This window comes from Thermosyntropha lipolytica DSM 11003, from assembly GCF_900129805.1.
GTDB classification, from domain to species: domain Bacteria; phylum Bacillota; class Syntrophomonadia; order Syntrophomonadales; family Syntrophomonadaceae; genus Thermosyntropha; species Thermosyntropha lipolytica.
In genome coordinates this window covers 23,421-42,639 of record NZ_FQWY01000003.1, presented here as the reverse complement: position 1 = coordinate 42,639, position 19,219 = coordinate 23,421, and the positions used below count along the sequence as shown (strand labels likewise).

General features: G+C 42.0%; 21 protein-coding genes. 3 read left to right on the top strand and 18 right to left on the bottom strand.

What is annotated here, in order from left to right; translation table 11 throughout:
- The first annotated feature begins 30 nt into the window (after positions 1-30).
- The gene (gene murJ / locus BUB92_RS00965; protein ID WP_073089029.1) at positions 31-1,578 is read left to right on the top strand and encodes a murein biosynthesis integral membrane protein MurJ; all 1,548 of its coding nucleotides are present in this window, start codon (positions 31-33) and stop codon (positions 1,576-1,578) included.
- Between the two features lie 36 nt (positions 1,579-1,614).
- Here murJ and BUB92_RS00960 read toward each other — a convergent pair whose 3' ends face one another.
- From BUB92_RS00960 to pabB, 18 genes are all read right to left on the bottom strand, one after another.
- Positions 1,615-2,394 carry a nucleotidyltransferase family protein gene (locus BUB92_RS00960; protein ID WP_073089027.1) on the bottom strand — a complete coding sequence of 260 codons (780 nt, stop codon included), beginning with the start codon at positions 2,392-2,394 and terminating at the stop codon, positions 1,615-1,617.
- 15 nt (positions 2,395-2,409) lie between these two features.
- Positions 2,410-3,105, bottom strand: a complete 696-nt coding sequence (locus BUB92_RS00955; RefSeq protein WP_073089025.1) for a GntR family transcriptional regulator — start codon at positions 3,103-3,105, stop codon at positions 2,410-2,412.
- Positions 3,105-3,974 carry a 4-(cytidine 5'-diphospho)-2-C-methyl-D-erythritol kinase gene (gene ispE / locus BUB92_RS00950; RefSeq protein ID WP_073089023.1) on the bottom strand — a complete coding sequence of 290 codons (870 nt, stop codon included), beginning with the start codon at positions 3,972-3,974 and terminating at the stop codon, positions 3,105-3,107. The genes BUB92_RS00955 and ispE overlap by 1 nt, the downstream gene beginning before the upstream one ends.
- A 131-nt stretch (positions 3,975-4,105) precedes the next feature.
- The gene (gene saoP / locus BUB92_RS00945; protein ID WP_073089022.1) at positions 4,106-4,918 is read right to left on the bottom strand and encodes an ABC transporter permease subunit SaoP; all 813 of its coding nucleotides are present in this window, start codon (positions 4,916-4,918) and stop codon (positions 4,106-4,108) included.
- Positions 4,867-5,745, bottom strand: coding sequence for an ABC transporter substrate-binding (seleno)protein SaoB (gene saoB / locus BUB92_RS11295; protein ID WP_143156824.1), 879 nt, complete (start codon positions 5,743-5,745; stop codon positions 4,867-4,869). The genes saoP and saoB overlap by 52 nt, the downstream gene beginning before the upstream one ends.
- Positions 5,705-6,805 (bottom strand): ABC transporter substrate-binding subunit SaoX, encoded by a 1,101-nt coding sequence (gene saoX, locus BUB92_RS00940; RefSeq protein WP_073089020.1) that lies wholly within the window; start codon positions 6,803-6,805, stop codon positions 5,705-5,707. The genes saoB and saoX overlap by 41 nt, the downstream gene beginning before the upstream one ends.
- A 23-nt stretch (positions 6,806-6,828) precedes the next feature.
- Positions 6,829-7,293 (bottom strand): Cys-Cys-COOH (seleno)protein SaoC, encoded by a 465-nt coding sequence (gene saoC, locus BUB92_RS00935; RefSeq protein ID WP_073089019.1) that lies wholly within the window; start codon positions 7,291-7,293, stop codon positions 6,829-6,831.
- Positions 7,290-8,381 carry an efflux transporter SaoE gene (gene saoE / locus BUB92_RS00930; RefSeq protein WP_073089017.1) on the bottom strand — a complete coding sequence of 364 codons (1,092 nt, stop codon included), beginning with the start codon at positions 8,379-8,381 and terminating at the stop codon, positions 7,290-7,292. Before saoE ends, saoC begins: the two co-directional genes overlap by 4 nt.
- On the bottom strand, positions 8,382-8,642 hold the full coding sequence (gene saoT, locus BUB92_RS00925) for a thioredoxin-like (seleno)protein SaoT (protein WP_073089016.1): 261 nt from the start codon (positions 8,640-8,642) through the stop codon (positions 8,382-8,384).
- Positions 8,643-8,671: 29 nt separating this feature from the next.
- Positions 8,672-9,004 carry a DsrE-related protein SaoD gene (saoD, locus tag BUB92_RS00920; RefSeq protein WP_073089014.1) on the bottom strand — a complete coding sequence of 111 codons (333 nt, stop codon included), beginning with the start codon at positions 9,002-9,004 and terminating at the stop codon, positions 8,672-8,674.
- 37 nt (positions 9,005-9,041) lie between these two features.
- Positions 9,042-9,851: an ABC transporter ATP-binding protein SaoA gene (gene saoA / locus BUB92_RS00915; RefSeq protein WP_073089013.1), complete on the bottom strand. Its 810-nt coding sequence runs from the start codon at positions 9,849-9,851 to the stop codon at positions 9,042-9,044.
- Positions 9,852-10,148: 297 nt separating this feature from the next.
- Positions 10,149-10,733 (bottom strand): stage II sporulation protein R, encoded by a 585-nt coding sequence (spoIIR, locus tag BUB92_RS00910; RefSeq protein ID WP_073089011.1) that lies wholly within the window; start codon positions 10,731-10,733, stop codon positions 10,149-10,151.
- A 261-nt stretch (positions 10,734-10,994) separates the two neighbouring features.
- Positions 10,995-11,456, bottom strand: a complete 462-nt coding sequence (locus BUB92_RS00905) for a hypothetical protein (RefSeq protein ID WP_073089009.1) — start codon at positions 11,454-11,456, stop codon at positions 10,995-10,997.
- Between the two features lie 176 nt (positions 11,457-11,632).
- Positions 11,633-12,103 (bottom strand): hypothetical protein, encoded by a 471-nt coding sequence (locus tag BUB92_RS00900; RefSeq protein WP_073089008.1) that lies wholly within the window; start codon positions 12,101-12,103, stop codon positions 11,633-11,635.
- A gap of 49 nt (positions 12,104-12,152) precedes the next feature.
- Positions 12,153-13,103 carry a COG1470 family protein gene (locus tag BUB92_RS00895; protein WP_073089006.1) on the bottom strand — a complete coding sequence of 317 codons (951 nt, stop codon included), beginning with the start codon at positions 13,101-13,103 and terminating at the stop codon, positions 12,153-12,155.
- Between the two features lie 435 nt (positions 13,104-13,538).
- On the bottom strand, positions 13,539-14,999 hold the full coding sequence (locus BUB92_RS11210; RefSeq protein ID WP_084728246.1) for a stalk domain-containing protein: 1,461 nt from the start codon (positions 14,997-14,999) through the stop codon (positions 13,539-13,541).
- A gap of 591 nt (positions 15,000-15,590) precedes the next feature.
- Complete coding sequence (locus BUB92_RS00870) at positions 15,591-16,409, bottom strand: aminotransferase class IV (protein WP_073089003.1); 819 nt, start codon at positions 16,407-16,409, stop codon at positions 15,591-15,593.
- Positions 16,393-17,769 (bottom strand): aminodeoxychorismate synthase component I, encoded by a 1,377-nt coding sequence (gene pabB, locus BUB92_RS00865; protein WP_073089001.1) that lies wholly within the window; start codon positions 17,767-17,769, stop codon positions 16,393-16,395. The genes BUB92_RS00870 and pabB overlap by 17 nt, the downstream gene beginning before the upstream one ends.
- 168 nt (positions 17,770-17,937) lie before the next feature.
- Between pabB and BUB92_RS00860 the strand changes: the two genes are divergently transcribed.
- Both BUB92_RS00860 and BUB92_RS00855 read left to right on the top strand, forming a co-directional pair.
- Positions 17,938-18,519, top strand: a complete 582-nt coding sequence (locus BUB92_RS00860) for an anthranilate synthase component II (protein WP_073089000.1) — start codon at positions 17,938-17,940, stop codon at positions 18,517-18,519.
- A gap of 25 nt (positions 18,520-18,544) precedes the next feature.
- Positions 18,545-19,198, top strand: coding sequence for a hypothetical protein (locus tag BUB92_RS00855; RefSeq protein WP_073088998.1), 654 nt, complete (start codon positions 18,545-18,547; stop codon positions 19,196-19,198).
- The last annotated feature ends 21 nt before the right edge of the window (positions 19,199-19,219 follow it).

Genomic DNA, 19,219 nt, shown 5'->3' with positions numbered 1-19,219 from the left:
ATTAAATAAATAGTATACGGGGGAAAACCATTGTCGGGGAAAACAATTGCCAAAGCGACATCTATTATATTGATTTTAAGCATTTTAAGCAGGATTTTAGGCTTTGTGCGGGAACAGGTAATTGCTGCCCAATACGGTACCAGTATCTATACTGATGCCTATGTCGTATCACTTATCCTGCCCAATCTGATATATGTCATTATAGGTGGGGCGATTGCCACCACCTTTATTCCTGTTTTTACCGATACTATTATCCAGAAAGGAGAAAAGGAAGCTTCTCTTCTGGCCAGTTTGATAATAAACCTTTCCATAATAGGTGTCCTTGGTATATCCGGGCTGGGAATAATCCTTTCCCCCGGGCTTATCTCTCTCATTGCTCCCGGTTTTAGTGCTGAAGCCAAAGGCCTGGCGGTGGAACTTACCCGGATTATGTTTCCTTCCGCCTTATTTTTAACCTTATCTGCATTAGCAGGGGCTTTGCTCAATTCCTTTAAAAAATTTGCCCCCCCTGCTTTTGCTCCCATAGTTTTTTCTTTGTCCATAATCCTCGCAGTGTTATTTCTGGTTCCCCATCTGGGCATATACGGGCTGGCACTTGGCACCTTGCTGGGTACCCTTTTGCAGTTTATGATACAAATTCCTTTTTTAAGAGGTTTAAATCTTTCCTATCAGCTTAAAATCCAGCTTACTCACCCGGGAGTTAAAAAAATCCTGATTTTAATGGTTCCTGCCCTTATCGGAACCTCGGTCAATCAGTTATATGTAATCATTGATAAAATACTGGCTTCTACGCTCACTACCGGCAGTATTTCTGCTTTAAACTATGCCAATAAACTTACTTTCCTGCCTTATAACCTTTTTGCTCTGGCCATTTCCACCGTTATCTACCCTTTTTTAAGCGAACATGCCGCCAGGAAAGACATGGCCCGGCTGGGCGAATATGCGGTAATGGGCATCAATATGATGTGGCTGTTTACCATCCCCGCCAGTGTAGGGCTTTTGGTCCTGGCCGACCCGCTGGTGAAGCTCTTATTTGAAAGAGGCGCCTTTGACCAAACTTCTACCGCCATGACAGTCCTTGCCCTTAAGTTTTACCTGCTGGGTCTCTTTGCCCAGGGAGCTACCCAGATCCTTAACCGTACTTATTTCTCCATGCAGGACACCAAAACGCCGGTTAAAATAAGCCTTTTTTCTGTTTTGCTTAATTTTATTTTCAGCCTGATTTTAATACGCTATCTGGCTCATGGCGGGCTGGCTCTGGGCACTTCACTGGCTGCCATATGTAATCTGGTACTCGTATATATCTCCATACAGCGCAGGCTAGATACGCTGCCTCCAGCCAGCCTTTTGGCCGCAGGAGGCAAAATAGTTCTCGCTTCTATCATCATGGGCATTGCCGTTTCTCTATTTTACTCAGGCCTAGAAAAGGTTTTGCCTTTTTCCGGAATATCCTATCAAATCATAAAAGTAAGCAGTGCCATACTAATCGGTTGTGTCGTATATACTATATCCATCCTGCTTCTGCGCATAAAAGAAGCTGAATACCTGAAAAATCTCCTTCTCAGGAAAACCTCATAAAAAAAGCCAAACCTTAAAGCCAGGTTTGGCTCTATTTTACAGCACTACTTCTTTAAGATATTTTTGGGCCAGTTCCAGGTCTCCCGGTTTATCTACATCGACTCCTACCTCAGCATAAGGGGAAATAATCGCTTTTCCTTTAATTCCTACCACTTCATTAAACCTTTTTTCCGCCATGGCAATCGTAAGGTTTTTCATAAGGTAGGCCAAAACCAGATTAAAACCCAAAACCTTGGCCATAGCCAGCGGGTTTTTCCTTCTCCTTACCAGTTCTTTCGCCATATTCAGAACCCTGTCTATCACTTCTGCACGCAGCAAAAAAAGATTTCCGCCGGTAAAAGTTCCTTCTTTAAGGGTAACATAAGTTCGCTTAACCCCGGGAAACTTTTCTTCATTTACCTTTTTTTCTGTTATCGGATAGCAAAAGTCGGCTCCGGTCTCTTCACTCCGCAGGAGAAAATCTTCAATCGCCTCCCGGGTAATAAAAGGTATATCGGTAGGCATGATCAATATCTTTTCCGTTATCCCGCCTTCTCCTTTCAGCACCTCGACCGCATTTTTAAAGCTATCCACCGCATCCTCGCCAGCCGGGGTAAAATAAATTTCTTTTTCTCCTCTAAAGATGTTTTTTAAGGCTTCAACCGGCCCGCTTATAGCCACCCGGCGAATAAGAGGAGATGAGCGCAAAGCCTTATAAACATAATAAATCATCGGGTAATTGCCTATGATAATAAGGGCTTCATTCTCATAAGGAGCAATTTTTTTAAGTTCACTGCTGCTCTGGCCGCCAGCCAGAATAATAGCATCATACTGCATTTAAGCTTACCTCCATTAATCATGCATAGGAAAGCCGTCCTTTTTTATCGCCTCTAACATGCTGTTTTCTGCGTTTTCAATATGCTCCTGGGCTAGATTCCTGGCCAGCTGTATATCCCTAGCCTGCAAAGCTTCCACAATACCCCGGTGTTCATCCAGCGACTGCTTCATCCTTCCCGGATAGGCAAGAGAAGTAGTCCTGAATCTCTGAATCTGCTCCCGCAGATTGCTTATAATATGGTAGAGCCTTTCATTGCGGCTGGCCCGGTAAATAGCATCATGAAATTTAGTATCTACCTCAATTAATTTCTCCATATCATTAGCGGCAATCGCCTCTGCCTTCTCTACCAGCAGCCTTTCCATCTCTTCCAGTTCCTCGTCCGTAATGCGCTCAGCAGCCAACCCGGCAGCCAGTGCTTCTAGAGCTGCCCTTATCTCGAAAACATCAGCAATATCTTTAAAAGAAAGGTCAGCTACATAAGCCCCTTTGCGCGGAACCATGACAATAAACCCTTCCAGCTCCAGTTTGCGCAAAGCTTCCCTTACTGGAGTACGGGATACTCCCAGCTCTTCCGCCAGCTGAATTTCCATCAGCCTCTCCCGCGGTTTTAAAGTGCCGTTTATAATAGCTTCCCTTATCGCTTCCAAAACCAGCTCCCTGAGCGGCTTATAGGAATCAAGATTAACCGGTTTGAGCCTTCTTTCTTCCATCACTCATCACCTCGAATATATGATGTAACCACTTTAACTAAAGGATACTTTCCCTGCAAAAAGCTGTACGCCCTTAAGGCCTCTTTTTCTTCCCTGAAAATACCGAAAACAGCAGATCCACTGCCGGACATAAGGGCATTCAAAGCCCCGGCTCTTTTTAAATCATCTTTTATGCCGGCAATTTCCGGATAGAGTTTTATAACCGGCATTTCCAGAACATTTATCATATTTTCCGCTATACTAATAATATCATAATTTTCCCAGGCTGCAAGAAAAGCCTTGAGATCGCGCGACATTTTCACTTCTTCTTTTTTAAAATTTCGGTAGGCTTCCGGAGTAGAAACAGAAAAGTCCGGTTTTACAAGCAGCATATGAAGCAGGTTTTCCCTTTTAAGCGGGCTTATCAATTCTCCCCTTCCTTCCGCTAAAGCCGTCCTTTCCCAAATAAAAAAAGGCACATCAGAGCCAATTTCGGCTGCCCAGAGAGCCAGCTCTTCATGGGGTACATTACAGGCCAACAGATTATTAAGCCCTTTAAGCACAGCTGCTGCATCGCTGCTGCCGCCGCCTAACCCTGCTCCAGCCGGTATTTTTTTATCAATATAAATTTCTACTCCTTTTCTAATACCGCATTTCTCTGAAAAAATCGCCGCTGCCTTATAAGCCAGGTTTTCACTCCCTTGAGGGATAAAAGGTTCGCTGCATCTTACCCTAATCCCTTCATCTCTTAAACTTATTCTTATTTCATCCTTCAAATCTATAAGGTGCATAACAGTTTGGATTTCATGATACCCGTCATCCCGTTTGCCTTTTATGTCTAAAAAAAGGTTCACCTTGGCCGGTGCTTCTATATATATATGTTCTGCCATATCTACTGCTCCTTTGGGAGTATTTATATTATTATATTATAAACTCTTTTTGGCTTAAATTTTTCATAAATAAAAAACCATGGCACCTGATTTGGCTAAATTAGCTGCCCAATCAGGTGCCCGGTTAAAAATCAAGCGACATATCTCCATTTTATAAGCCGGATGTTTAAGAATAAAAGCAAGCGATCGATAAGGTAACCTACTATACCTGCCATAATCATAAGGGCTATCAATTTATCCGTATACATACGCGTCTGTGCTTCCACCATAGCGTAACCAAACCCGGCACTTGTTGCTATAAATTCAGCACAGATAACTGACATCCATCCGGCCCCGACAGCTATCCTCATTCCGGTCATTATATCAGGAAGTGATCCAGGAAAAATAACATCGGAAAAGATATGCCAGGGTTTAGCCCCCATACTGCGTGCTGCATGGTAATAATCCCTATCTATGCCCTGAACCCCGGCAATAGTATTTAAAATGATGGGAAAAACCCCGGAAAAAGCAATCAGAAATACCGTAGGCCCATCCCCCAGACCAAACCATACTATCGTTAAGGGCACCCAGGCCATAATCGGCACCTGCCGCAGTGAACCTATCAGGGGATCCATAATTTGCAAAACCGTTTTTGAATATCCCATCAGATAGCCCAGCGGCACCCCAATGGCTAAAGCATATAAAAAACCAAGCAAAACCCGCTTTAAGGTGATTAAAAGATTTTTTAAGATCCAGGGGTCTCTTACCGCATCATATAAAGCAACCGCCGTTTTTAAAGGAGTAGGAAGCAAAAGTTCACTATTGTATTTTAATGCTGCCATCTGCCAGACTAATATAAATAGAACTAGGGTCAGAAGCATATAGAAAAAAGAAACTGCTTTTTCCCTTTTCACTACTTTTGATCTGACAGAGGGGATAAAAATTTCACTCCCGCCTTTTTCCATATTTCAATTTCCACCCCCTTGGTTTCATCTCCATTCGAGACATTTTGTTGTAAAAAAGCACTTAATTTTTCCACCTCATTAAGTTCATGGGCTGCTTTATCCCAGGCCTGCATAATCTCTTTAAATTCCTTTAGGTTCAGAACTTCTTTGTTAGCTACCAGAACATAAGTAATCACATCTTGCCCTTCCTCATAAACAGGCATTAGGGTTCCTTTTATCCCCTGGCACTTGCTTACATCAATAACTACTCCGTCTACCACCCCTTTTTCCAGGGCATAAGGCAAAGCAGTAGAAAGCAGGGGAACCGGCCTTACCCCCTTCCATTTCTTATGGATTAAGTCTTTTTGATACCAGCGATTCTGGGTATAGCCTATGGTTTTAATATTCTGCTCCCTGCCCAAAACAAATAAGTCTGAGTTAGCCAGTACCGGGCCTACAATAACATAACGCTCATCTTTGGCTATAAGGTCTTCTGCTGCATCAGGACAAATTACAGCCATATTTACCTCGCTGCTAGATAAAGCCCAGGCGGAAGTACTGCTGCAGCAATCTTTTATCGCATACATGTCGAACCGCTCCTCTACCTTTAAACCAGGCAGCTTATTAGCTATCATATATTCTACTATAAGGCCTCCGGCATCATCAGGTACTCCTATAACCAGAAAATCGTGGGCTTTGCTCTGGCAACCTCCTAAAAAGGGCATAAAAATAATCAGCAAAAAAGGAAGCAGAAGATGCTTCTTCGACCTTCTGCCCCTCATGATATACTGCATACAATGGAAATGTTTAAGCATCAATTTCCTTAGCCTTCTTTTTCCAGTCTTCATAGCTCATCCCCACCGGGAATACGGGGTCAACCTTTTCTTTTATAAATTTATCAAAATCTTCCAGATTGCAGCTCTTATAAAATTCTATATCAATAACATCTTCATAAGCAGGCACTTCATCCATAAGTTTTTCATTCTGGTAAACCTTCATGGCAAACCTCATCTGCCCCTCGTCTATTTTCCAGGTCAGCGTCCGCCCTTCTGCTACACACTTCTTATAAATAGTCCTGAGGGCAACCTCTTCCGGAACATGGTAATACTCGGCAAATATCCGGGCAGATTTGATCGGGTGAGTATAAACATATTTCAAGGCTTCCACATGAGCCTGCACCATTTTTCTGGCTAATTCAGGATGTTCTTTTTTAAAGTTTTCATTCATGGAATAAACACAGCAGGATCCCATCTGTTTTTCATCACCTGTCATCATTTCCATATAAGTAGCCATAATATAACCGGTTCCCTCATATTCCGCCATGGATGCCCAGGGATCACAGCAGGTAAAGCCTTTTATCTGCCCGGTCTTAAGAGCCAGATAAGCTGCCTGGTCTGAGTCAAACTCTATGCATTTGTAATTGCTTCCTTCTACCGGTATTCCTAAAGTTTTGGCATATACCGGCCAATCTTCACTTTTCTCCGGTTCATTGCCAATACCTAAAGGTTGCCCAATAAGATCCTGGGGTGATTTTATATCATTGGCGACTACCAGATACATCGAACCACCTATATGGTTGTTGGCAGCTACCTTTATGGGTGCTCCTTTCGGCCTGGAGGCCATAAGTCCCCGCGTTCCTATATAACCAACATCCATCTGTCCTGCTGCCATAGCCTGGGGAACCTTCCCATTGCCAAACAGCTTTACCTTAAGCCCCATTTGTTCATAGATGCCAGCTGCTTCTCCTACCACAGCCCCAATCATATGGTCACAGTTATAATAGCCAAGCTTAACTACATAATCATCTTTTCCTCCTTCTGCTGCCGGCTTAGTTCCACCACAACCTGTAATAGATACGGCAAAAACCAGAAGCAATAATAATGTCAGCCATTTATAATTCCTTTTCAAGAAAATCTCCTCCTCAGTTATGATTAACAACAGTTATCCATATTTTCTGCAAACAAATCGATAAGGCCCTCTTCCTCTATCCGGTAAATAGCATATCCCACCTCACTTCCTTTGGTACCGCTGATAATAAGCTCAACGGGAGGCTTATTATCAATATCCCTGAATTGTATCTGCTGATTTTCAACTGGTGCCGGCATATCTCTTAACAAGCGGTAATCATTACCCTTCCTAATCAGTACCCGGGTAAAACATTTCTTATGCTGGCGGTAAATTATAACCAGGTCTTCAGCCCCATCACCATCAAGATCGCCTTCTGCCCACACTACCACTTCTTTACCCGGATTCGCCTCCTGCCACTCCCTCAGTGCCTCTGGCCAATCCCCAACCTGCCTTCCTTCATTAGAGGCATGGTATTTACTGAGCAGGCTGCCTGCCAAAATTAAGGCTATAAGAAACAAAGCCACTTTTATGGCATTTTTCCCTTTCATGCAGTTTCCTCCTGAACCCACAATACTTTTATCCGCGGCCAGTAGTGGTAAAGAGCCAATCCAATAACTAGAAAGGCACAGGTATACTGCATCCAGGGAGCAGAAGAAAAAATCAGCTTATTGGCCAGATTTACAGCCTCCTGCCCTTTTGAAAGGTCAAAAAAAGGCACAAAATCAGGCAAAAGCAGAAGATTAGCTATATATCCAGCTGCCAGTGAAAATAAGACCATACTCAAAGAATAAATAAAGACTGTTCTTTTCCCTATCATTTTGCCTATGCTCAAAAGCTCCGGCAGATTGGTAGCCGCCCCGGTCATCAAAAAAGTTATGGCTATACCGGGAGCTGCCCCGCTAGCTACCAGTGCAGCAACAAAAGGAATATGCCCTACTGCACAAACATACATTATTGCTCCTAAAAGGGCTATCCCCCCTATAGATATAATTCCCGGGTCACCTAAATAGCCTTTGATAAATTGCGGCGGCACCACAGCAGTTATAAAGCCTGCCAGCAGCATACCTATTATTACCCATTTGCTCACCATAGCTCCCAGGTCTAAAAAACCCCACTGCACTCCGGTTATGATCTTCTGCTTAAGGCTTATTTTTTCACCGCTTTCCAGGCTTACCCTGACTTCCTGCTCCTCTATCCCCGGGGCTTTAAGTTCATTTCCCGCCCAGAGATTGCCTAAAAACCCTATCCCTATGGGAATCAGCAAACCGCATAACAGGTAGATGGTGGCAATCTGAGGCCCTAAAAGGCCGTAAGCCAGGAGAACAGCTGCCGGATTGATAATAGGGGTTGCACATATAAAAGCCAGGGTCGGCCCTAAATAAGCACCTGAATAATAAAGGCCCAATCCCAGAGGTATTACCCCACAGCTGCATATGGGAAGCAAAAAACCAGATAAGGCTGCTTTCACCAGAGAAGAAAATTTTTTATTGCCCAAAGAAGCCTGCAGTTTTTCCGGGCTCAATATATTATGCAAAATTCCAGCCAGTATAAAACTTATAACCAGCCATACCGAAGCCCCTTTTAAAAGTTCAAAACTTGCATACAAAACCTTCTCCACAAACTGAAAAACAAACATTTAACCCTGCTCCTCTACCGCCTCTTTTATAGCCCTTTCAATAATCTCCTGATTAAGCTGGTCATACTTCTTTTTACCGTTTATAATCATGGTTCCTTTGCTTACCATGCCGTATTTGCGTATATAGTCCATATCTTTTCCTGCCGCATAAAACTTGAGGTTAACCTGGTCTTTATAAGGGGCAGCTGCTTTTTTGATCATCTCTTCATAACTGGCACAGCAGGAACAGGTATTTATAAATTCAATTTCAACTTTACCCATAATCCTCACCTCCATTAAAAACCTGTAACTTAAAGGGTAATTACCTGATCTACACCGATAGAGCCCAGAGAAGCATAAAGATGCGGGAAACATCCGATAGATGCTCCAGGTATAATCTGGTCTGCAATCCCTCTCTCATAAGCACATTGATCACATGCCATGAGGAGAAGCCCTGTTTTTTCATGCAGTTTCTGCAGGCTTTCCCCCATTTCGGTACCATTTAAAAGGAAAAAAGTATTATCCATAAAAAAGAACATGCCTACTACTTCGACCCCATGCCTGTCCTCCATAATCTGCGGTATAATCATGTTTTTCAGAATTTTCTGGCTGTTTGGCGAAGAAAAAACATAAGCAACTTTCATCATTAAACCCTCCTTGATTTTTATTCAGAATCATCTCTTATACCACCAGGCAGCGGCGCTCTTCTTCCGTTATTCCCCCTTCCTTATTAAATTCACCTTTAACTGCCCTGCGCAGCACTTCCATCAGATAATTTACCTTGCTCCGGTAGGCAGATGACATCCTGTTACGGGGGCGTTCATCATTTAAAACTAAGTCTTCAATTATCGTTCCCCGGGCGCTTGACATGACTATAATCCGGTCGCTTAAATAAACCGCCTCCTCCACATCATGGGTTACCATGATAACTGTTGTCTTATCTTTTATAAAAATCTGCTCCATTTCTTCCTGCATAGTTTTGCGCATCTGAAAATCAAGGGCCCCTAGCGGCTCATCCATAAGCAAAACCTGCGGCCTGGGGGCTAATCCCCGTGCCACTGCTGTTCTCTGTTTCATACCGCCCGATAACTGATGGGGATATAAATTTTCTTTTCCTTTAAGGTTGACTAAATTAAGGAGTTCTTCCAGCCGCTCATCCTGTTCTTTTTTGGAGATTCTTTGTTTTTTTAAGGGATAAAGGATATTTTCCTTTACTGTCATCCAGGGAAACAAAGCATAATTTTGAAAAACAAATGCCCGCTCCGGACCTGGTTTTTCCACTTTTTTACCTTCTAAAAAAACTTCTCCCCGGTCTGGCCTTTGAAAACCGCCCATTATAGTAAGCAAAGTAGTTTTTCCACAGCCAGAAGGACCTAAGAGGCTTACAAATTGCCCTTCCATAATTTTTAAATTAATATCTTCTAAAACTATATGCCTCTTGCCTTCTACTTCGTAAGACTTACTAAGGCCTTTTACTTCCATCTTATACATCACTTATCATCCTTTCTCGCTGCAGAGGGATTTTAATCCCAACCAATATAATTGATATTAATTAAAAATCTAATGTATGCTTATAAAACCCAATTACATTATATAATTCTTTTTCATGACTTCAATCTGTTTTTTTACATTTTTAATATATTAATTTTATTTTTATAATAACTAAAAGCTATAACCAGTATATGTATATAAAGTAATAAGCAGGGAAGGGTTAACCTTTCCCTGCTTTAAGGGGGAATGATGGAATATCTATTAATTTTAGGGTTATCATGCTGAAAAATTTTATTTTTACCTGGCCTTAATAACTTCCCCTTCTTCCGGTCCACCTAATTTTACCCCGCGGGGCAGGAGTTCCAGACATTTAAAAGTAACCCTGGCTTCTTCCGGAGAATCAAAACTCAGCCCTTTATCTGAAGAAGAAACCAGGCACAGGGGCGGGAAAAGCACACACCACCAGTTTTTCCCTTCTCCCTCTCCTATAACTACCTTTACCGCTTCATACCTTCCGGCGGGAAATACCAGGTTGCCGTAAGACTTAACCGGAAATTCAAATTTATCAACATAGACCTCTACCGGATAGGAAAAACCTTCTTCTCTAATTACCTTCAAAGCAATCTTTTTTATTTCCTGTCTATTTTCTTTAGCTATTAAAACTGCTTCCTCTTCGGTTTTGGCCTCTCTAAACTCATCCTGCATAAACCTGACAATTTCATCTTTGACCTTAATTTTTAAGGCCTGGTCTTCTATGCTATCACTGTTGGCAACTACATGGAGCCTCAGTACACTATCTTCCAGCGGCTTTCCACCGGCTTTAACCTGCATCCCTGCTATAACTAATCCGGCAATAATTATTAAACTTGCTAGTTTGCGCATTAATTTATCTCCCCCTATTAATCTCCTTGTTTAAATTATTTCCTTATTTTCTTTTTTTAAACGGTAAAAGCGGGGGTTTTTTAATAAGCAAACTGTCCTGGTTATCCTAAGAATAAACATGTAAAGATACAAGCGGATCTTCGCATTTTCCAGATAAAAATCCCCCTGTTTCCGGCTAAAGCAAGAAACAGGGGTATTTTAGAGCATCTCGTCCGTAAAGATACTGCAGCCCCAAAAACTACGGCTTGAAGAACATAACCTTTATTGAGGTACCATGGTGATTATGATTTGCCCTACATAAGTTCCATTTAAAGCAGAGGGAGGAACTACAAGCCTTATTTCAAACTCTTTTACATCTCCTTCCGGAGTAGCCATGGCAGGTGAAGTCAATAAATTCTGGGGAGCAGTGCTATTAACAAACCAGTTACTCATACCAGCTTCCCGGTATTGAACCACACTGGCACTCAAAGTTGCAGGTCCTGATAGATTAGTCCCACTGATAGTAAGCATATACTGATTATTACCATAGCAAATCGTATTAAAAGCTTTGGGTTCAGTAGGAATGCCAGGATGAACATCCTCAAAACTGAGCATGCTAGGACCTAATTCTAAAACATCAGGCCTCTCTATATTAGCTACCACAGCTAAATTAGCTCCCCATGCTGAAAGCGGCAAAAATAAGATCAAGGTACCAATAATAAAAACCGAAATATATTTTTTCATATGTCCTCCCCCTTTCATCAGGCAGAGTAGCCAAAAACGTCAGCTATATACGAAGATAAATTTTATCTTACTTTATATTATAGTAAAAAGTATATTATTATAAAAATAGCAAGTGCTGTGTTTACTTAAATTATTCCCCAAACAACACAGCACTTGCCAGGAGCATTTTAATTTTTTTATTGTGGGACAGCAGTTATGGTGATGTTTGCACTGTAAGTTCCATTCGGTGCATGGGCCGGGAAGTTAAGCCGTATATGGAAGGTCTTCTGATCTCCATCGTTAGTAGCTGTTGAAGGGCTTGCCAGCATGTTTATAGCAGCGGTAGTTGCTGATACATAAGTAGAAGCACTTGTTTCCTTGAATTGGAGAACAGAAGCCGGCTGGCTTGCTGGGCCTGTAAAAGCTGCTCCCTGCAGCGTAAGCTGATAGGATCCGTTTCCGGTAGTAGTTGCCGTAAGGATTTGCGGATCGGTAGGAACTCCAGGTACTACATCAGTAAAATTCATGGTAGTCGGGTTAAGAGCCAGATTTAATACCGATTGTACATTAGCAGTTATAGCCAGGGTAGCAGCCTGAACTATGCCAGCTGTAGATAACAGCAATCCCAGCATCACAAAAACTACGACTATTTTGTTCATTTTTTTCACTCTCTTTCACCTCCTTCCTTTAGGCATAGTTTTTTTATATAAAAAATCTCTAGTCTCCGCGTTTAATCTTTTCTTCTGCTTCTTTAAGCCTTCTTCTCAAACTGGCTATATAGAAGGCTATAGCTAAAATTCCTCCTCCCGCCACAAGCAAAATGCCCAGCAATGTAAGCAGCGGAATCACTATAAAAGAAAACTGGCTGGGGATAAAGTTTTCCCCATCATAAGTTAAAAGCATTTTACCTTTAAAATAACCTACAACAGGAGCTTCATCCCACTTAACAAGCATAGTTTTGTTTTGCTCAGGCAGTACATTAAATCTGGGTATAGCAATCTCCGTTTTCTGGCTTCGCCAAACATCTTCAATAACAATATTTCCTGTTACTTCGAGGTGGACATTTCCGGTATTAGTCACAGCAACAGTAAAAACAGGTGGCGAAAAATGCCAGAAATTGGTGCCTGCCTTATCTATATGCCAGCCGGGGCGAAGATCGAGGTTACCTAGAAGGTCAGTAACCTTGATATAAACCAGAGCGCGAATCTCCGAAGCAACACTTATACCGGTAGTTTGCTTATCCTGGGGATCCAAAACAGGTATAAACTTAGCGCTAAAATATGTCACATGTTCTCCCTGTTCAGCATTTTCCGGTATATCAAACCGAATCTTCACCCTCCCTTTTTCCCCTGGACCCACCTTTTCCGGAGCACTGATAATCGTTGCCCACTTCATAGGAGACCAGCGAATATCCGGATTTTTTACTTCTTCCCATTTATTTCCCTGGATGCGGTAATCCTGTATATACACCTCCAGCTTCATCTCTTCTGAACCGTTGTTTTTCACCTCAAATTCCTGCTCAAAAAAATCACCCGGTCTTACCGTCTTATCAACTATAGTAGGTCCTAAACTTACTCCATTTAATTCTACCGCCTTGGCTGGCAATAATAGTAAAAATAAAACGGCTAGATTTATAACCACAATGGCTGGATGCCGATAATTTTTCATTACCAAATCCTCCTGCTGCATAACATAACTATTAATCATTATTTTTATTTTATGGGATTATCTTTTTTGTTTTTTATGTCGAAAATCCGCATTTTTTATGGCCTTATAAAATTTTTTTATCACATTCGAAAATAATTATTTGTTATTTTGCTAATTTTAGCAAGATTTTTTTAATAATAAATAAGTCCTATTTTTTTAAGCAATTTCTAGGTTTAAATTTTACTATTTATCAGTTTTTAAATTAATAATCAGAATTTTAACTATCATGCTCCTTAAATATAAAGCCGGTATCCGCTTTCTACCTGTTTATCGTCATTTCCGGTTATGCAAAAAACATCCCTGCACCTACCTTAAGATGCAGGGATGTTTGCAATAAGCCTGTCTGTTACGGTTAAGATGCAATCAACAAAAATTCTAATATTTACAGTATCATGTTTACGGCTCATTATAAGTTATGCGCACTTCCCTCGTGCTCTCGTTCCAGTCAACCTGGCACCCCAAATTTTCAGCAATAAAGCGCAGGGGCATCATGGTGCGCCCAGGGGGCAAAATTATGGGCGTTACCCGGGAATTGTCCGGATCGATGGATTTATTAAACCCGTTTACCCGGGCAGTATTCTGGTTTATCCACAGCTCCAGTTTTTTATCCCCCATTTGGATAGTGACCTTCTGCTCGTCAGGGCTCCATCCCACCTCGGCCCCCAAAGGCTCGGCAACATAGCGGATAGGCAAGAGGGTTCGGCGGTTCTGGATTACGGGAGCCGTATCTAAGGCAGCCGGCAGATCATCTACATAATACTTCTGGCTGTCAATATAAAAGCGCAGAACTATGGACTTTGGTAATGATGGTGTTTCTATACCTTCTTCCGCCTCTGTAGCTGGCGGCGGCTCTACTTCCGCTAGAGTCTGGGCCCCGGCTATATTGGAGTATTCTGAATCACCGGCACTGTTCCTCGCTTTGACCCGGAAGTAATAAAAGGTTCCCGGATTAAGTCCGGTATTTTTATAAGCAATAGTATCGGCAGGAAGCAGGGCTATTTCCGTAAAGTCACGATCCGGATAAAGGGAGCGTTCTATTATAAATGCCGTTTCATCTGTCGCATTATCTGTCCAGCTAAGATAAATCGCCTCCTTGCCATGAGGGGTAGCTGCAAGGTCAGACGGTTTTGCCGGCGGAGTAGGGATAACTGTCTCGCTCAGAGTAGTTGCCGTAGCTATATTGCTGGGATATGATGCATAATGAGGGTTAAAGGCATAAACACTAAAAGAATATTCGGTGGCAGGAGCAAGCCCTTCCACCACATAGGAGGTAGTGTCGGCATTTACCTGAGCAATCTTAGTTAAGGTTCCTCCACTTCCTATCTGCAAGATCCCGAATCCGGTTTCGTTGCTTGAATTATCATTCCAGGTGAGTTTAATAGAGGTGCTGGATAAAGCTTCCGCGTTCAGATTATTGGGGGGAAAAACATAATGGGGATTTGCAATGCGGACCAGATCAGAAGTGTTATAATAATAACGTAATACCAGCATAGGCGGTATTCCTTGCCATGATGATTTGCATACTACCAGTTTTAATCTCGTATCGATATAATGTCCTGGCGGAGTCGGCACATTCCAGAGATAAGATCCCGGATTGCCTGAAACCGTATCAATTAAAGTCCATCCGTCTTGACTCTCGTAGTAAAGAGATACACTGCTGATAGAGCCGCTAGCATCCCACTGCACAGGATACTGCATCCCTCCAATTATAGCAATATTACCACTTGGCCTTATGAACTGAATGCTGGAGTCAAGCTGGGCTGTATCCACAGCCTGCACAAAAGTAGCCATCGTAAACCACCAGGCTATCATCCACAACCCCAGTATCATCCCTAAAAATAACCTGCTTTTTTTCATACCTTACCATCCCTTTCTCATATTCCACTCCTACAAATATACAACCCTACCTTTAGGCTCAGCTTACCATAGGAAAAATATTTTTACAAGGCTGGCGCTTCTTTCCGTTGTCCTAAAAATATTCCCTATAAAGAAAGGAGCCTGGTCGCAAAATGGCATATTTAACCAGGAGCATACTAGAATTGCCAAAGCAGAAGGAATATGAAGATATTTGCCCTGGCGGCTAAATGCCGGAAATATTATTTAAGTAGACTGATAAAAATTCTTTCCTATCCTTCGGAAGTTAAAACCACCTTCGGCGCACAATAGAGTATTTACATTCTAAATTTTTTGAAATTTAAATCCTTTAATATACCATTTAAGATATTAGCCCATAAGTAATATTCATGAGGCATAAAAAAATATCTAATTGCAAAATTTGTTAAATTTAAGGTTTTTTTATTGACACTTATTGTGAAAGTTATTACAATATCAATTGTAAGGTTTGCAGTGGCTTTTCCCCACATGCAATTTTACTATACACTTTCTAATTCCCCCCCCCGAGATCAGACATCACTTAAAGGAATAAGTGGTGTCTGTTATTTTTTTATTCTAACGATGATAGGTTTTCACATATTCCTGCATCTTTTCCTCTAATTTACGCTTAAGCCAGGAAACCATCTCTCCTTCGCCTTGATAGCTTACTCCGTCTATTTCTCCAACCGGCACTATTCCCCGCAGGCTGTTGGTAAGGAAGACTTCTCCTGCTTTTTTTAATTCTTCCTGCTTAAAGCTACCCTCTTTTACTTTCAGGTTTTCCTTTTTAAGAACTTCCAGCACCTTTTGCCTGGCTATCCCCGGCAAAAGACCGCAGTCTATATGCGGGGTATAAACTGTATCATTAATAACCCAAAAAATATTAGAGCGGGAGGTCTCACACACCTCTTCCTTTTCATTAAAAAAAAGGGCATCATAAAAGCCTTTCCTCTCTGCTTCCTCATAAGCCAGGATGTTTTCCCAGTAGTTAAGGCTTTTTACCCTCAACAAAGGCTGACTGGAATGCCGGCGAAAAGGGGCTAGAGTTATTTTAACCGGCATCATATCTTTTAATTCCAGGCTTTCACCCATAACGCAAACTTTAGCTTTTTCCCCTTCCCGGAAAACTATTATCCGTAAAACGCCCCGGCTTATGCCGTTCACAAAAGGTATAAGCCGGGCAGCCTTTATTACCGGTTCTTCCGGGAAAACAGGAAAAGAAAAAGCCTCTAAAAAAGATTTAAGCCTTGTTATATGGTCATTAAGCCACAGCGGCACCCCTTCCTCAATCCGGGTAGTAGTGAAAAAGCCCTGTCCATAGCGAAAAGAAGGTGTATTTATACCTACTCCTGCTTCCCCTTCCGGGATTACCTTGCCATCAAACCAGACAAGCACTCCGGTTTACCTCCTTTTGGGTTAAAACTAAAGATTTTGTCTTGTGCCAGGTTTCTTCATATTCCATTTCGGGATCTGAATCAATCGTAAGCCCGCCTCCCGCCTGATAGTAGCCCCAGCCATCCTTTATCACCATAGTCCTTATAGCTATATTAAGATCGCAGTTGCCCCGGTAGTCTATATAGCCTATAGACCCGGTATAAACTCCCCGACATACCGGTTCTAATTCTTCGATTATTTCCATGGCTCTTATTTTAGGAGCTCCGGTTATGGAACCGCCGGGGAAAGTTGCCCTTAATATCTCCTCATAAGTTATACCCGGTTTTAACCTTCCCGTAACTATAGAATCAAGATGGAATATAGTAGCATAATCTTTTATGCGGAAAAGTTCCGGCACCCTAACTGTCCCCGGACGGCTTATCCTTCCCAGGTCGTTGCGTTCCAGATCAACAATCATCAAAAGCTCTGCTTTATCTTTTATGCTACAAGCCAGTTCTTCTCTCAGCATTCTGTCTTCTTCCGGATTTCTGCCGCGGGGGCGGGTACCTTTTATAGGCCTGGTTTCAATATAATCACCAGCGATTAAAATAAACCTTTCCGGTGATATAGAAAGGACTTCAAATTCCTCATAGCTTAAAAAAGCAGCAAAAGGAGCCGGGCTTATCCTTCTTATCACATCATATATATAGCGGCTGCTTCCTTTTACTTCAAACTTGAACCGCTGGCTCAAGTTTACCTGGTAAATATCTCCCTGTCTTATATAGTCGCGTACTTTGGCAATCGCCTTTACATATTCTTCCCGGGAAAAATTAGCCTTAAATTCCCCTATATAAGCACCTTCCTCAAAAGGATTTCTTATAGCCGCTATTTCTTCCAATTCTTTCTCCATCCGGTTTAGTTTTTCTATATCATATCCTGCCAGCCAGAGACTCTTATTCCGGTGGTCTTCGACCACAAAAGTGTCGTAAACGCCCCAGTACTGGTCATAAACCCCTACATCATCAATATTTTTAACCGGCAGCTTCTCTATCATATTTTTGAGGTCATAAGAAAAATAACCTACGATGCCTCCGGCAAAAGGAAAGGGAGATTTTTGCCCCCGCAAATCCTGGTTAGCCTTTAAAACCTTATCCACAAAAGATAAGGGATTGCCTTTAACCTTCTTAAAACTTTTTCCTTCCCGGTATTCGATAATATCTCCCCGGCTGCGTACCATCAAAACCGGATCATAACCCATAAAAGAATACTTCCCTACATCATCATCCCGCAAGCTGCTGTCCAAAAAGAAACTGTTTTTCCGGTTTAAGCGGGCATAAAGACTCCATAAATCACATTTCAGATTAAGCTTTCTCAAATACAAGAGAACTCCTCCTTCTCCTTTGGTTCTAAAATAAAAAACCAGCACATACTAAGTATGTGCTGGTTCGCATCCCAGCTATTAGCGTCCATTGATACTTTTTCAATTTTCCACTACAATTATATTGTTTTTTAAGGTATCTTACAAGTAAAAAAAGGAGGAGAATTTTTTATGATACTCATGATAGACAATTATGACTCCTTTACCTATAATCTGGTACAATATCTACAGGAACTCAAACAGGAAGTAATCGTCAAACGCAATGATGAAATAACCTTAAAAGAAATTATAGAGCTTGATCCTGATCATATATTCATATCCCCTGGCCCCTGCACTCCCAATGAATCCGGGGTGAGCCTGGAAGTAATAGAAAAACTGGCCGGGAAAATTCCTATTTTCGGCATATGCCTGGGTCATCAGGCTATCGGCCAGGTTTTCGGAGCTAAAATCATAGTCAACTGGCGTCAGATGCATGGTAAAACTTCCCCGGTATATCATGACGGCCAAGGGGTTTTTACCGGGCTTCCTAATCCGCTGACAGTAGTCCGCTACCATTCACTAGTTATAGACCCGGAAAGTGTCCCGGAAGACCTTATCGTAACCGCCCGCACCGCAGAAGGGGAAATTATGGGCATAAGGCATAAAAGCCTGCCGGTGGAAGGAGTGCAGTTTCATCCGGAATCTATCCTCTCTCAGGCCGGACACCAGATGTTACACAACTTCATAACTATTTACAGCAAAAAGCAGAATTAATTTCAGGTAAAGTGAGGAGCAGATCATGGAATTTAAAACAGAATTTGATACGCTGGAAAAGATTTACCAGGATATGTGCCACAAGGCAACCAACCCGAAAAACTTTTTCTTTACTTCCCGCTATGCTCACCTGCGCTCTATGGTCAAAGATGTTGCCCTCATCGGGGAAACCTCCCTTAATAATTATGTAGATGTCCTTATGGGGGAAAAAGATCTGCCCCATTTTGCGCAGGTAAAACTTTACATGTGCTATCCTGAGCGCTATCTCAAAGCGAAAAAAGATGAGTCTCTTTCCCCGGAAAAAAAGAAAAAAATAAGGCATATGCTGGAGCAGACTGTTTCTTTAGGTTTTATCGTCCATCTATTTCTGGTAGCCGAGCCGTGCCGGGAAAAAAACTTTTCCCGCATAGAAATGCAAGGGGTAGAAAAAGAGTGGGCCAGCCGCATTTTAAGAACTGATCGGGTATTAAGGCAATACAATATCGGAGTGCGCAAAATGCCCGGCAAAATATTTGACGCTTTTTATAAAGAATATATCGAACCTTTTATCACGAGAGAACTCCATATAACCGGATGGTTAAAGAAAAAAAGGCATTATGACTTTTTCCATAAGCTCTTTTTCAGCGGAGCCCTCTTGGGTTTAGAAATAGATTTTGCCACCCGCATGCTGCACGACTAGCCTACTAAAGCACCACGCGGT

Coding starts and splice junctions, on each gene's coding strand:
- BUB92_RS00955 (WP_073089025.1), bottom strand. CDS start 3,105: ATGGAAGAAAGAAGGCTCAAACCGGTTAATCTTGATTCCTATAAGCCG.
- saoC (WP_073089019.1), bottom strand. CDS start 7,293: ATGAAAGGGAAAAATGCCATAAAAGTGGCTTTGTTTCTTATAGCCTTA.
- saoT (WP_073089016.1), bottom strand. CDS start 8,642: ATGGGTAAAGTTGAAATTGAATTTATAAATACCTGTTCCTGCTGTGCC.
- saoA (WP_073089013.1), bottom strand. CDS start 9,851: ATGTATAAGATGGAAGTAAAAGGCCTTAGTAAGTCTTACGAAGTAGAA.
- BUB92_RS00855 (WP_073088998.1), top strand. CDS start 18,545: ATGGAATTTAAAACAGAATTTGATACGCTGGAAAAGATTTACCAGGAT.
- BUB92_RS00860 (WP_073089000.1), top strand. CDS start 17,938: ATGATACTCATGATAGACAATTATGACTCCTTTACCTATAATCTGGTA.
- BUB92_RS00905 (WP_073089009.1), bottom strand. CDS start 11,456: ATGAAAAAATATATTTCGGTTTTTATTATTGGTACCTTGATCTTATTT.
- BUB92_RS00895 (WP_073089006.1), bottom strand. CDS start 13,103: ATGAAAAATTATCGGCATCCAGCCATTGTGGTTATAAATCTAGCCGTT.
- saoP (WP_073089022.1), bottom strand. CDS start 4,918: ATGGAAAAAGGCGGGAGTGAAATTTTTATCCCCTCTGTCAGATCAAAA.
- spoIIR (WP_073089011.1), bottom strand. CDS start 10,733: ATGCGCAAACTAGCAAGTTTAATAATTATTGCCGGATTAGTTATAGCA.
- saoE (WP_073089017.1), bottom strand. CDS start 8,381: ATGTTTGTTTTTCAGTTTGTGGAGAAGGTTTTGTATGCAAGTTTTGAA.
- saoB (WP_143156824.1), bottom strand. CDS start 5,745: ATGAAGACTGGAAAAAGAAGGCTAAGGAAATTGATGCTTAAACATTTC.
- ispE (WP_073089023.1), bottom strand. CDS start 3,974: ATGGCAGAACATATATATATAGAAGCACCGGCCAAGGTGAACCTTTTT.
- BUB92_RS00960 (WP_073089027.1), bottom strand. CDS start 2,394: ATGCAGTATGATGCTATTATTCTGGCTGGCGGCCAGAGCAGCAGTGAA.
- saoD (WP_073089014.1), bottom strand. CDS start 9,004: ATGAAAGTTGCTTATGTTTTTTCTTCGCCAAACAGCCAGAAAATTCTG.
- BUB92_RS11210 (WP_084728246.1), bottom strand. CDS start 14,999: ATGAAAAAAAGCAGGTTATTTTTAGGGATGATACTGGGGTTGTGGATG.